The sequence below is a fragment of the Psychrobacter sp. DD43 genome, from assembly GCF_904846555.1.
Classification (GTDB): domain Bacteria; phylum Pseudomonadota; class Gammaproteobacteria; order Pseudomonadales; family Moraxellaceae; genus Psychrobacter; species Psychrobacter cryohalolentis.
In genome coordinates, this window is the sequence record NZ_CAJHBE010000025.1 from 1 (window position 1) to 13,651 (window position 13,651).

General features: G+C 41.3%; 14 protein-coding genes. 5 read left to right on the top strand and 9 right to left on the bottom strand.

Annotated elements, in window-relative coordinates:
* The first annotated feature begins 244 nt into the window (after positions 1-244).
* On the top strand, positions 245-1,519 hold the full coding sequence (locus tag JMX89_RS11740) for a hemolysin family protein (protein WP_201532335.1): 1,275 nt from the start codon (positions 245-247) through the stop codon (positions 1,517-1,519).
* A gap of 218 nt (positions 1,520-1,737) precedes the next feature.
* On the opposite strand, the gene JMX89_RS11745 is transcribed toward JMX89_RS11740, so the two are convergent.
* A complete protein-coding gene (locus JMX89_RS11745) occupies positions 1,738-2,496 on the bottom strand; it encodes a YggS family pyridoxal phosphate-dependent enzyme (RefSeq protein WP_227673089.1) in 759 nt (252 codons plus the stop codon).
* A 315-nt stretch (positions 2,497-2,811) separates the two neighbouring features.
* Here JMX89_RS11745 and JMX89_RS11750 point away from each other — a divergent pair, with 315 nt between their 5' ends.
* Entirely contained in the window at positions 2,812-3,864 is a 1,053-nt protein-coding gene (locus JMX89_RS11750) for a type IV pilus twitching motility protein PilT (protein ID WP_011512665.1), read from the top strand.
* Positions 3,865-4,022: 158 nt separating this feature from the next.
* Positions 4,023-5,144 carry a PilT/PilU family type 4a pilus ATPase gene (locus JMX89_RS11755; protein ID WP_133103813.1) on the top strand — a complete coding sequence of 374 codons (1,122 nt, stop codon included), beginning with the start codon at positions 4,023-4,025 and terminating at the stop codon, positions 5,142-5,144.
* Between the two features lie 111 nt (positions 5,145-5,255).
* On the opposite strand, the gene fur is transcribed toward JMX89_RS11755, so the two are convergent.
* Positions 5,256-5,690, bottom strand: coding sequence for a ferric iron uptake transcriptional regulator (fur, locus tag JMX89_RS11760; RefSeq protein WP_011512663.1), 435 nt, complete (start codon positions 5,688-5,690; stop codon positions 5,256-5,258).
* 324 nt (positions 5,691-6,014) lie between these two features.
* Here fur and JMX89_RS11765 point away from each other — a divergent pair, with 324 nt between their 5' ends.
* Entirely contained in the window at positions 6,015-6,431 is a 417-nt protein-coding gene (locus JMX89_RS11765) for an outer membrane protein assembly factor BamE (RefSeq protein WP_201532334.1), read from the top strand.
* 25 nt (positions 6,432-6,456) lie between these two features.
* Here the strand turns inward: JMX89_RS11765 and JMX89_RS11770 are convergent, their stop codons facing one another.
* The 4 genes from JMX89_RS11770 to JMX89_RS11785 all read right to left on the bottom strand — a co-directional run bounded on the left by JMX89_RS11770 (position 6,457) and on the right by JMX89_RS11785 (position 9,594).
* Entirely contained in the window at positions 6,457-6,861 is a 405-nt protein-coding gene (locus JMX89_RS11770) for an RnfH family protein (RefSeq protein WP_201532333.1), read from the bottom strand.
* The gene (locus tag JMX89_RS11775; RefSeq protein WP_201532332.1) at positions 6,849-7,991 is read right to left on the bottom strand and encodes a hypothetical protein; all 1,143 of its coding nucleotides are present in this window, start codon (positions 7,989-7,991) and stop codon (positions 6,849-6,851) included. The genes JMX89_RS11770 and JMX89_RS11775 overlap by 13 nt, the downstream gene beginning before the upstream one ends.
* A 256-nt stretch (positions 7,992-8,247) precedes the next feature.
* A complete protein-coding gene (locus JMX89_RS11780) occupies positions 8,248-8,916 on the bottom strand; it encodes a c-type cytochrome (RefSeq protein ID WP_201532331.1) in 669 nt (222 codons plus the stop codon).
* Between the two features lie 342 nt (positions 8,917-9,258).
* The gene (locus JMX89_RS11785) at positions 9,259-9,594 is read right to left on the bottom strand and encodes a c-type cytochrome (RefSeq protein WP_011512658.1); all 336 of its coding nucleotides are present in this window, start codon (positions 9,592-9,594) and stop codon (positions 9,259-9,261) included.
* A gap of 411 nt (positions 9,595-10,005) precedes the next feature.
* On the opposite strand from JMX89_RS11785, the gene yihA reads away from it, so the two are divergent.
* Positions 10,006-10,776, top strand: coding sequence for a ribosome biogenesis GTP-binding protein YihA/YsxC (gene yihA, locus JMX89_RS11790; RefSeq protein ID WP_011512657.1), 771 nt, complete (start codon positions 10,006-10,008; stop codon positions 10,774-10,776).
* Positions 10,777-10,882: 106 nt separating this feature from the next.
* On the opposite strand, the gene JMX89_RS11795 is transcribed toward yihA, so the two are convergent.
* From JMX89_RS11795 to JMX89_RS11805, 3 genes are all read right to left on the bottom strand, one after another.
* Positions 10,883-11,587: an HAD family hydrolase gene (locus JMX89_RS11795; RefSeq protein ID WP_201532330.1), complete on the bottom strand. Its 705-nt coding sequence runs from the start codon at positions 11,585-11,587 to the stop codon at positions 10,883-10,885.
* 135 nt (positions 11,588-11,722) lie between these two features.
* Positions 11,723-12,739, bottom strand: a complete 1,017-nt coding sequence (locus JMX89_RS11800) for an RluA family pseudouridine synthase (protein WP_201532329.1) — start codon at positions 12,737-12,739, stop codon at positions 11,723-11,725.
* A gap of 381 nt (positions 12,740-13,120) precedes the next feature.
* Positions 13,121-13,378, bottom strand: a complete 258-nt coding sequence (locus JMX89_RS11805; RefSeq protein ID WP_144061740.1) for a hypothetical protein — start codon at positions 13,376-13,378, stop codon at positions 13,121-13,123.
* Positions 13,379-13,651 lie beyond the last annotated feature (273 nt).

The following is a 13,651-nucleotide window of genomic DNA, read 5'->3' on the forward strand; positions in this document are numbered from 1 at the left end:
AGTGATCCAAAACGTCAATTACATCAGCTAAAACAATGGGTTAAACAGGAACTGAACTAGTTATCTAGGACAGCCCCTAATAAAATTGTTTTATAATTAGCTGGGTGCTTGCCCAGCTTTTTTAGTTTTTGTGCCTAATTAAACGCTAATAACTAAATGTCTTTCACCTCAAAACCTACCAATTATTATCTTTCAATCATTACTGTAAATCTATCTACCTTACCTATTTCTATCCGAGTATGTCATGAGCTTGCTAACCGCTGGTGTGTTTATTTTTATATTAATTGCGCTAAGCGCTATCGTTTCTAGTTCGGAGCTGGCGCTTGCCTCCGCCCGTAAAATCAAGTTACAAGTCATGGCCAAGGAAGGCGAAGTACGAGCACTCGATGTACTCAATATGCAAGAGCAACCCGGCAGCTTTATTACCGTGGTACAAGTGGCGCTCAACGCGGTGGCTATCTTAGCAGGGGTCATTGGCGAGTCAGCCATTAGTCCATATTTACAGCAGCTTTTTGGCAATGAGACTGCCGCGTCCGTGGTGTCATTTATCTTAGTCACCAGTGTGTTTGTGTTGTTTGCAGACTTGATGCCCAAGCGCTTGGCTATGTCCAACGCTGAACCTATCGCGGTCAAGATGGTACGCCCGATGATATTCTTCATTTTTATCTTTAAGCCGATTATTTGGGTGTTTGATGGGGCGGCAAATTTACTATTTAAACTCATAGGCGTGTCAACCGTACGCCAAGATGAAATGACGTCAGAGGATATTTATGCGGTGATGGATGCAGGTGCGGAAGCCGGCGTCATTAAGCGTCAAGAGCATCACTTGATCGAAAATATCTTTGAGATGCAAGAGCGAACCGTAACCTCAGTCATGAATCCGCGCGAGCATATTGTCTATTTTGATACTAAAGCCAGCACCGAAGAAGTGGTTGCTGTGATGATTAAGCAGCCGCATAATAAATTCTTGGTCTGTAATGACGATGACTTAGAACATATCATCGGTTATGTAGAGTCGCGCAGCTTTCTAGCCTCAGTACTTGAGCAGCAAGAAGTGTGTTTAACAGACAAAGCGTTGCTAAAACCTGCTCTGTTTATTCCCGATACATTATCGTTGTTTGAAGTATTGGAAACATTTAAATCAACGGGTGCAGATTTTGCCGTCATTGTGAATGAGTATGCATTAGTGGTTGGGGTGATCACACTTAAAGACGTAATGAGCATCGTGATGGGCGAGTTAGTCACCTTAGAGGAGCAACCGATTGTCCAGCGTACAGATAACTCTTGGCTAATTGATGGCATGACGCCCATTGAAGATGTGATTCGCTCATTGGGCATGGTCAATTTACCACATAGCCAAAATTACGAAACCATTAGCGGTTTTATGATGTATATGCTGCGTAAAATTCCTAAAAAGACAGACTGTGTCGAGTATGCCAATTATCGTTTTGAGATTATCGCTACTGACAATCTTAAAATAACTCAGCTACTGGTGACAAAATTTGAAGATGTGATTTAATACGTAATGTAATTTATGAGTACTGTCAGGGTTGGCTTTATAATAATTTTTATCCTCAAGCGTGCGTACTATAGTCAATTCCAAATAAAACAGATACGTTATATTCCAACGCAGTACTGGTATAAATTTTTCTAGCGTGCTGTGACTACGCTGACAGAGGCTGCATAAAATTCATCCCAGTCCTACTGTATCGTTTTAATACTGAATTCACTATTACATCAAGCACGCGCACCAAATATCGCAGTACCAACACGCACCATGGTCGTGCCACTAGCAATCGCATCAGTCATATCATCACTCATACCCATACTCAGCGTATCCCATTGACTAAGCTCAGGATGGGTACGCTTAATGTCGTCAAATAGTTGTTTGGTGCGCTTGAAAGCATCTGTGTTTGCCTTAGCAGGAATAATCATCAACCCGCGCAATTGCAAACGCTCATAATTTTTAATTGCTGTTAACAATTCTGGAAGCTGCTCTGGCAGACATCCCGACTTACTGTCTTCATTATCAATATTAATTTGGATCAAAATGTTTAAAGGTGGCAGCTCAGCAGGACGTTGGTCGTTAAGACGCTTGGCAATAATGTCACGCTCAAGCGTTTGTACCCAATCAAAATGCTCAGCAATATCACGGGTTTTATTACGCTGGATGCTTCCAATATAGTGCCAGACAATATGCTTACATCCTACTTGCTCACGTAGCAACTCTATTTTTTCAATCGCTTCTTGTAGATAGTTTTCACCAAAATCATGCTGACCTTGACGCGCCAATGTTGCCACCATCTCAGCAGATTTGGTTTTGGACACCGCAAGCAAAGTTACACTGCTCGGCGCTCGCAACGTTTGTTCGCATGCCTGTACCACTTGCGTCTTTACCTGCTGCCAGTTCTCAGTTAGATGTTGAACTTCTGCTTCATCATTATTGCTAAGATTGATTGCGACATTTTTAATTACTTGCTGAGAAGACATATTCATAAAAACTCTTGTTGATATATTGAGTTCGAAATAAAAGAGAGCTGATTGTATCGATGCTTTATTACTATGCGAAAAATCAGTCAGTCTATTTTTGCATTTTATGCAGTTAGTAGATGGTTAAATCAGTACAGTCTTGTTATGATATTGTTACATGGTTTAACATATGCTACTAAAAGCTCTAGCAATAGTAACAATTATAGTGACGCCTAACCTATTTAAATGAGGTTGGCTCAAACAATGTCATAGAACCTTGCTTATCGCCTGCTTTCTATGTTGATTTTGGCACACTTTATTTATTAATAGGAATATCCGATTATGGCTGAACAAAATTTAAGCATTGAAGACTTGCTGCGTTTTACTGTCAAGCATAAGGCTTCAGATTTACATATTTCAGCCGGTATGCCTGCGATGATTCGAGTTGATGGTGAGATGACTCGGATTAATATGCCAGATATGAGTCATAAGGTAGTTCATCAGCTCATTTATGACATCATGAATGATAGACAACGTGCCGACTTTGAAGAGTTTTTTGAAACGGATTTTTCTTTTGAGATTCCAAATCTAGCCCGTTTTCGGGTAAACGCATTTAATCAAAATCGCGGTGCAGGCGCCGTCTTTCGTACGATTCCCTCAAAAGTTCTAACGATGGAAGATCTAGGTATGGGCGAAGTGTTTAAACGTGTTTCAGACTTTAAACGTGGCGTGGTATTGGTCACTGGTCCAACCGGCTCAGGTAAGTCGACTACGCTAGCTGCCATGATTGATTATATCAATGAAACCCGTAAAGAGCATATCTTGACCATCGAAGACCCAATTGAATTTGTTCATGAGTCCAAAAAGAGTTTGATTAACCAGCGTGAAGTCCATCGCGATACCTTGGGGTTCGAGCCAGCATTGCGCTCAGCGTTACGTGAAGATCCGGACGTTATTCTGGTTGGTGAGCTACGAGATCTTGAGACCATACGCTTAGCGCTCACTGCCGCTGAAACCGGTCACTTAGTTTTCGGCACTTTGCACACCAGTTCCGCTGCCAAAACCATTGACCGTGTTATTGACGTCTTCCCTGCTGCTGAAAAAGACATGATTCGAGCGATGCTATCAGAGTCACTACAAGCGGTTATCTCGCAAACATTGTTACGTCGTCAAACAGGCGGGCGAATTGCCGCCCATGAGATTATGTTAGGTACGCCCGCTATTCGTAACTTAATACGAGAAAATAAAATCGCTCAAATGTACTCTTCTATCCAAACTGGTGCTGGTGATGGCATGATTACTCTTGATCAAACTCTTAAAAATCTTGTAGCGAGAGGCACAATTAGTAAAGACGTTGCACGACCTTACGCTAAACAGCCTGAAGCATTTTTATAATGTAAATGATATCAGTAATTTTTTCTAAACGAATATAGTACTAATTGCAGATTTTTGAGCAATCATCCTTTAAATTCACTGTCATTTTTCGCAAAAAAGTTTATTGAAACAGGTTTCACTCTATTTATTGCACATTTTCTTGCACATATAGGTACGTTATGGACATTGATAAACTTTTACAATTGATGATTAACAAAAACGGCTCTGACCTTTTTATCACTGCTGATGTCGCCCCTTCCATGAAAATCAATGGCAAAATACTGCCGGTTGGTAAAACGCCTTTAACTGCTGAGCAGACTATGAGGCTGGTTAAAGGCGTCATGACAGTCAATCAGCAAAAAGAGTTTGATGAGACCAACGAGTGCCAGTTTGCGATTACTGATCAGGCGCAGCAAGCACGTTTTAGGGTTAGTGCCTTTATACAACGTGATATGGCAGGGATGATTTTACGGAAAATCGAAAATAATATCCCTACTGTCGAGGAGCTACGCCTGCCACCCTCCCTAAAAGAGCTGGCAATGAAAAAGCGTGGTATTATTTTATTAGTAGGTGCAACCGGTACGGGTAAATCAACTACCCTTGCGGCAATGATAGGACACCGCAATCAAAACTCGCATGGTCATATTATTACCATAGAAGATCCTATCGAGTTTGTCCATAAGCATCGTGGCTGTATTATTACCCAGCGCGAAGTCGGTATCGATACCCACTCTTTTGAAGCCGGTCTAAAAAACACCTTGCGCCAAGCGCCAGATGTGATTTTGATCGGTGAGATTCGCAATCGTGAAGTCATGAGTTACGCGATTCAATATGCTGAAACGGGGCATTTGGTATTTGCAACGTTGCACGCCAATAATGCTAACCAAGCAATTGATCGCATTATTCACTTTTTTGAGACCAGTCGCCATAATCAGTTGTTTATGGATTTATCGCTTAACTTACAAGCCATTATCGCCCAGCAGTTGATTCCAACGCCTGACGGCAAAGGACGCCGGGCTGCTATCGAAATCTTGCTAAACTCACAGCTGATCAGCGACTATATCCGCAAAGGTGAGGTGCACGAAATCAAAGATGTCATGACACGCTCACGTGATAGCGGTATGCAGACATTTGACCAAGCACTGTTTGATCTATATGAAAACGGTGAGATTACTTATAAAGAAGCGATTCTTCATGCAGACTCGCCTAATGATCTGCGCTTAAAAATCAAACTCAGCAGCAAAAATGGCGTGGCAAACTTGGATGAAGGCGCGGACAGTTTATCGTTAGATATTACTTAATGATGTATTTTTAACCATAGTTATTATTTTTTATGCCTAAGAAACCGTTATAAAAAAGCCCTCATCATATATAAGGGCTTTTTTAATTTTATCTCATCGATAAGTTAATGCTTACTTGACGCTGTCCTTACAGGCTTGGTCATCACAGATACCATATAGTACCAATGAGTGACCTGATAACTTAAAGCCATGCTCTGCTGCTACTTTAAGCTGTTCTTCTTCAATCACTTCATTATGAAATTCGACAATCTTACCGCAATTATCACAAACCAGATGGTCGTGATGCTCTTCTTGAGTAATCTCAAACACGGATAAATTGTTTTCAAAGTTATGACGCTCGACAATACCTGCCTGCTCAAACTGAGTCAGCACGCGATAAACAGTCGCTAAACCCACATCTTCGCCTTGCTCAATTAGCGCCTTGTAAACCTCTTCTGCGCTCATATGATGCAGCTTTGCACTCTCAAGCAGCTCTAGAATTTTGATACGCGGTAACGTTACTTTTAGACCCGCTCTACGTAAGTCTTGATTGGTAAAAGAAGCCATAATATCCCTTCTGACTATGAAAGTCTTAGCAAATAAGTTCAAAAAACATAAGGTAAATAATCATTAGTAGTGATGAATGGGTAATTGCAAAAAATTATCCTCATACAAAATCAGTCACTATCAAATGTATTTCCAGTACATTTTTTCTAAAAAAAATGATTATAAGTATATGAATTTAAAATATTAATAATAAATGATGCCAGCGCACATTTGGTAAATAATGTCGTAAGTGGTAGGCAATTGCAAGTAAATGACGTATCATTTATCCAAGATTGTCGGTAAGACCAGTATCTACTGTGCTTAGCCGTACCTAACCCATTTTTTATGAGTCATCTTACCATGATAAAGACCCTAAATTTACGTCCGTTTCATTCTTCAAGCGCATTACGCAAGATTGTCATTACCAGCATATTGGGCGCCGCTGTTACCATGTCTGGCTGCTCGTTACTGAGTGTTTATAAGATTGATTTGCCACAAGGAACGCCTATTACTCAAACCCAAGCGCAAAAATTACAAGTGGGTATGAATCAAAATCAGGTACTTTATCTTCTTGGTAGTCCAGCCATTAGAGATACCCTAGAGCCGAACCGTTGGGACTATATTTATGACTATCAATCAGGGACTGAAGGTCAACGTAAAGGTATCGCTGACGTTAAAAACGCCAGTCAGCATCTAAAAGTATACTTTGATAATAATGGCATAGTGACTCGCATTCAGGGTTTAGAGTCTCTACCTAAATAATCGCTTCGATAGTGAGCTTTAATCCTCAAACTCGAGATTTACTTTTGCGCTGAGACATAGGATCAGCGCTTAAGCTTCTATATACCTCTATCCGATCAAAAGGCTGCAATTGATAGTTAAGTGGCTGTTTTTGCGCATAGATGCCAACGTGCCAACGTTTGGCTGTCGGCACTGCCACATCAATCACCTCATCGCACCATTTTGCTAGTCCTTCAAACTGTATCAACCAACCAGCTTGCTTCAATGCTGCATATAAGGTTGTGTCATCAGCTACTGACAAGGTTAGATAATGCTGACTCTGTGCATCTTCAGCATAGGCTAAGTATACCGTTATCATAATAGATTGTGGAACAGTGCCTTGCTGAACGTTGTCTTGTTGAGCACTATCCAGTTTATTAACCTGAATCTCATCAGCTGTTAGCTTAACCACTGCATCACCCAACCTATCAAGGCTAATAAGAGTGCTACGGGCACAATCAAACGTATCGCCACACGCCATAAATTATAAAAAGCTTCATTGCCAAAGTTTAAAGACTTACGCAAGTGACTGATTTTCATCTGCCATCCTGTAAAAACTGACAATAACAATACGGCTATCGTACTGATAATAACCAGTATACCTACCAGCCAAATAGTCGGTATGGCAACGACCAACACTATCGCTATGACAGCCGTTATGATCAAACTGACTAGCAGTCCAAACTTATGTGCGAGCTGCTGCGTACTATAATGTAGCAAGTAACTGGCGACAAAAATCACCCCTGCCCAATACAGTAGCTGTCCGATTGGTGGTAGCGTCATACCACTGATAAATAAAGCCACCATCCCTACCAATAATTGTAATATCCAAATCGGTAGCACCAGCTTGGTTGCTCGATATTCGCTTGACGCCTGAGCACGAGAGGGATTTTGAGCATAGTGATTGTCTACGCCCACCGCTGTTACCGCTTGCTTAGTGATACGGTTTTGACCAAACCAATATAAGCCTGTACCTGCGCCAACACTGACAAGTGCTAGTGCAACTGCTCGTGCCCATTCTCCTAAGCTGATATTGGTCATCGCAAAGGTAATATTTGGCAAACCGTTTGCTACCCCAAATATCAATCCAATAAGCATTAATCCCAAACCAATTGGTAAGGGTGTCACACCCAACAAGCTTAACAATGCGGCAATGACCATCAAGCCTGCGGCAACCGCAAAGCTTGGCACTTCAGGTGTGCTATTTAAGTCTGTAAGTGCAGTCAATATACCCGTGCTAGCACCTGATATCACAAGTGCTGCAATGATTATGGCTACGAGGGCAGCAAGCCAACCAAAGCCACGCCACAAGGCGCTGGCATCTGCCTCTCGAGTGAGCTTTTGCATACCCGCCAAAGGTGCTTCAGCACTACGATAAGCCAATGCTATCTCAGCATAAATGACCGGTAGCGAGACCAGCACCATAGCCAATAGCCACAACAGCCAAAAATCAATCTCTCCTATTGACGCCGGTGCAAACCAGCGAAAAAGCAATAATGGGAGCAGCGCTGCAATAAAATAAGAAGCATAGCGAATCATCATAATTTATATCCAAGCGATTCAAGGTGAGTAACATTGAGTAATATTAGTTAAGCATAAATAGCTTTTAAGCTTTTAATCGTCAAATTGATATATAGGCGATTTATTTTTATAAAGTAAAGTACTACTAATATGCCATTATATAAGGACTGACAGTTATAAAAAAACCCCGAAATCGGGGTTTAATAACTCAGTTAAAACGGATACAAGCAGCGCTCTTATCGATAATGTGAATAAAGCAAACCGACTTTATCTGATATTAGTGAATAGCACTCACATAATCTGACAAGATACGGATATCACGATCTGACAGTTTAGAAGCAACGGTCTGCATCATGCCCATCTCGCCTTCTTTTGCAGCATCATTGACACGCTTTTGCTCGTCGCTATCGATATCATCTACACGACCAGCGGCACGGAAAAGCTTTAACTGGGTGGCAATATATTCAGCATGCTGTCCACCTAAACGTGGAAATGCTGCCCATACGTTACCCGCTGCGTCTGGACCATGACAGCCCGCACAACCGATGACACCGCGTGACTTATCACCACCTAAAAATAACTTGCTGGCTTCTTGCGTGGTTGCAGGATTACCGAACGCCACACCCCAAGGTTTCTGGCTTGAGTAATAACCTGCAACGTTAGCTAAATCTTGCTGCGACAAATTCGCCACTTGCGACTGCATGATACCGTTTTTGCGGTAGCCTGCTTTAAAATTGATCAATTGCTTATATAAATACTTAACATTTTGACCACCAAGATTGGGCTGGGCGGGCACAGGGCTCACACCATCAACACCATGACAAGCAGCACAGACAGTTTCTGCAATTTGTTTGCCGGCATTAAGATCATATTCAGGAACAGTGATAGCAGCTTGTACGCTGAAACTTGCAACACATAAGCTGGCGGCAGCGATTAACTTTTTCATTGATACAAATCCTACTAACTCGATGTAAGCATTGTTTAGAGTGATTGCATTATGTAGACGCATTATATTCACAAAGCCATTATTTAGTTGCTAAGCCGTATATTCTATCGTCTTTATCACAAGCAGCACGAAAGTACTTACTAATATCAGGGTTTATTTTGGATTATTATAGCAAGACTTTTTACTATTTGCCTACTTAATCGTAGCATTGGGTAGTTTTCCCCTTCACTAACTCAATCTCTGGTTTATAAAGGGCAAAAAGCGCAAAAGGTTCTAGACCCTTGCGCCTTATTTATATGTCTTAGCAAATAGCTAATAAAGATTTAATAGATGTTTGGCTAATTATTTGCTCATATACTCAATCAGCTTACGATAGTCATCATTGCTACAATCTTCGCACAACCCACCAGCTGGCATCTGAATCATACCATTTTTAACCGAACTAATAAGTGCAGGCATGCCTTTTTGTTTTATTAGCTGCTGCCACTTGGCACTATCGCCTTTTTTAATCGCATTCAAGGCACCGCTGTCATGACACGCAGCGCAGGACTCATTATAAGTCGTTGCAGTACTAGCCGCCCCTGCACCAGTTATCATGGCTGCACTAATGATAAGCGCGCTAACACTGCTGGCTAAAAAGCGATTGCCTTTGGCAAAAATCATGGTCATCGATAACATAAGACACCTCCATTGGCTCATTCGTCCAGACGTTTGCTTCATTGCTTCTGTGCCTTAACATCTGTGAATAAACCTATTCTGATAGAGATTGTAACAATATATGTCAAATTAATATATATGAATATAGTTTAACTTTGTTAATACGCTTGGATAATGAATGGAGAAATGAGTTATTAGCCGCCTATTAATTACATCTCTACTGTAATTAATATGCGGCTAATAACCGTTATTTCAATAACTAAGCGCATTAATAGTATAGAATAGTCAGTAATTTAAAGCCCTTATTTTATGAAAGGTTGATAGTTGGTTATTAGTAGCCAAAGATGCTGTGCTATTGACCGAGCAATGGCAAAATCTTTTACTATTTTATCTAAATTTAAGTATCTAAATTTTAACCGTAATGAGTCATTTATGAGTACCCCGTTCAACGATGTCGCCGCCAAGCATGCGGCTTTTAATACCAAAGCCCGTCAGCGTATTCAGCAAACTGAATTTATGATGTCAGCACCAACCTTTCGCCTGTGTCCTGCAGATATAGGCTTAGAGGTGGCATTTGCTGGTCGCTCAAACGCTGGTAAGTCTTCTGCTATCAATGCGCTTACCAACCAGCGCCAATTGGCACGCTCATCTAAAACGCCTGGTCGTACGCAGATGATTAACTTTTTTAATGTTGGTGATGCTGATAGACGTTTGGTGGATTTGCCAGGTTATGGCTATGCCGCTGTACCGCTTGAGATGAAAAAAGAATGGCAGGTTGAGCTAGAAGAGTATTTGGTATCGCGCTCAAGCCTTGCAGGTCTGGTTCTGATGAGCGATATCCGTCATCCATTGAAGTTCTTTGATGAGCAAATGCTACGTTGGGCAAAAGATGGTGAGCTGCCCGTTCATATCTTGTTAACGAAAGCAGATAAGCTAAAGTATGGTGCCTCTAAAAATGCATTGCTTAATACGCGTAAAAGACTGAAAGAACTGGGTCTGAACTGTAGTATTCAGCTATTTTCAGCCTTAAGAAAAGAAGGGCTAGATGAATTAGCAGGCGTTATGGGCAACTGGTATGAGTATCAGCTTGATGCAGACAAAATTATCGAGTCCTCTTTTGCGTTGCTAGAAGGTGATGAGCTAGAAGACGCAATCGAACAGGATGCGCTTCAAAAAGACAGCTCTCAACAAGACAGCAAATAAATCCCATATCCTTCAATGAAAAAGGGTTTATCGTTATTATCGATAAACCCTTTTTTGTTATCATTTTTTACCATTTAAGCAGATTACCATTTACACCGATTTATATTTAAGCGCATAATAATTGTGCCAACGCTTGTGGCGTGTCCACCTGATATGTAGGCTGCTGTGCGGCAAGCTCGTCGCTGCTGGCGGTACCATAATTAACTGCAATACTGGTCATGCCCAGACTGTTTGCCATTTGAATATCATAAATGCTATCACCGATAAATACGGCATCAGAGATTTGCTGTTCGGTATATTGCAAAATATCCGTCAGCATTTGTGGGTCAGGTTTGGAGCCTGCTTCATCCGCACAGCGCGTCATAACAAAATAATGATGGCTATCTGAAGCGTCCAAAACACGATCTAGACCCTTACGTTTTTTACCTGTCGCAACTGCAAGCTGACGATTTTGCTGCTGCAAGGTTTGTAGCATATTTTCTATCGGCGCAAAGAACGGTGTACGCTGGCTGTTAGCAATATAATAATCTGCGTAACTTTGTTGAATTAGCAGTTTTTGCTCATCGCTTGAATACGGATATAAAAGCTCAATGCCCTTCATTAAACTTAACCCGATAATATCTTTGACGGCCTTATCGGTTGTCTTGAAGCCATGTGCCTCACCTGCTATATGCATAGCTTCAACAATCAAGCCAATCGAATCCATTAGCGTACCGTCCCAATCAAATATGATTAAGGTCTTATCGGCTAAATGATGCGGGTTGGCTGACTGAGAACTCTGAGCAGGAATCATTGTAGTAGTTTGGCTCATAAATAGACCTTCATGAATAATCATAATAAATGGCAGATAGCAAAACGTCACGGCGACTTATGTTTCATAAGCTATCGTGACGTTTAAAGCTGATGCTTAACATAGCATCTAATCAAAGATTGTTTAAGCAGCCGATTATTTAGGCAAATTGGCTTTAATCTCTTCTGTCATCCAGTCGAGCATCTCTTCTGGTAAAGGCGCAGTGATAGTCTCATAACCAGGTATATCTAAGCGCCACGCATGTAAGCACAGACGATGCACGCCAGATTTATCATGTACATGGTACTTATCATCCCCTAAGATAGCATGACCGATATGAGCCAAATGCACACGAATTTGATGGGTACGTCCGGTGAGCGGCTTGGCTTCAATCAAGCTAACGGGCTGCTCAGCAATCATAAAACGACCATGAACGACGATATCAGTCTGACTCTCTTTGGTTTGCGGGTCTTGTGTATCTACCTTAACACGGCGCTCACCGCTTGCCAGTGTATAACGCAACAATGACGCATCGATACGTTGTTCGTTAAGTGTAGGCTGACCTTTCGCAATACATAAGTAATGCTTTTGAATGGTTTTGTCGACCAGGTGCTGCTGCAATACTTTAAGTGCAGAGCGTTTTTTAGAGATCATCAATAAACCTGAAGTATCTTTATCGATACGATGCACCAGCTCTAAATACTTCTTGCCTGTGACTTCACGCATGGCTTCAATGACACCAAAGGCAAGACCACTACCGCCATGAACCGCAATACCTGATGGTTTATTAAGCACGATCAAACCTTCATCTTCATAGACCACACGCGCCAATAAGCTTTTGGCAAATTCGGTGCTGATGATAGGTTTTTCACGAGTGGCAAGTACCACTGGCGCAATACGTACCACATCTTCACGCTGCACTCTGTCATGAGCCTTGCAGCGCTTGTTATTGACGCGAATCTCATCTGAGCGAATCATTTTATAGATATGCGGTTTTGGCAAACCTTTTAAGCGATTAAGCAAAAAGTTATCCAAGCGCTGGTCGTGCTGATGACGCGTGACTTCAAGGTAATTGACCTTGCCGAAGTTGCTAATCTCATCGTCAGCACTTTGTGGGCGCGTTTTGCTATTAAAGATAGCTGGCGCTTCGTGGATAGGTTCGTCGTTTGTCATTTTTGAGTTCGTCATTTTTAGTTAGGCAATTACATAAAGATTTGCTATAGTTTAACATGTTGAGCGCCAATTAAGCAGAGGCTGAGACAATAATTCATTGCTAATTGATTGTTGTTTTAGGTGGAAAATATCGATTTTATGACTGGCTAATCACTTGTCAATATAATCGGCTGACTCATACAACCTATGCAAGCTCGGCGCTTCATCTGATTTTAAGGGTGTTATAGCAACAGATATACTTTATAATACCTAATAAATTGAAAGAACATGACTGATATTTATCAGTAAAAAATTATTTTTTAGTAAAAACTATTTATTCTTATGAAGCATTTCTTACAGGATATTATGACAATAGATAGTATCGACTTTATAAATATGGCATTAGCCTTTTATTAAGCGATAACCAACCATACACCCTTTACTCACTACCCGCATGATAACGACTTGATTTGATGATTTATTATCTAACAGTCCTTTAGCCGCGTGCAGTTGAGCAAGTATGGGTCGTTGAGAGTGCAATCGAGTATTACCCTGTAAACCTCGATAACTGCCTGAGTATTGGTGGTCAAACAGAGGACGATAAGTAGAATAGACATGAGACACCGTGCCGATAAGCCGGTCATTTATTCTGTTTGCCAAGTACGCCCCGCTGATGACTAACGCAGCAAGAACTCGCTTTGAGACGCCCAAGATATTATTAACGTTATATCCAAAAGAACGATAAATAAAGAATGACTAATTGCTTAATCTGGACGGATAACCGCTGAATTGTAATTTATACAGTCAACAGCGATATGATTGCTAGACCTTGATTGATTATGTGACAGCACGATGCTTTTTTGGTATCAGTAATACCTTTATATATCAGTAACCATCCGCCACTATGACGAAATGACAAAGTGCGCTGACCAC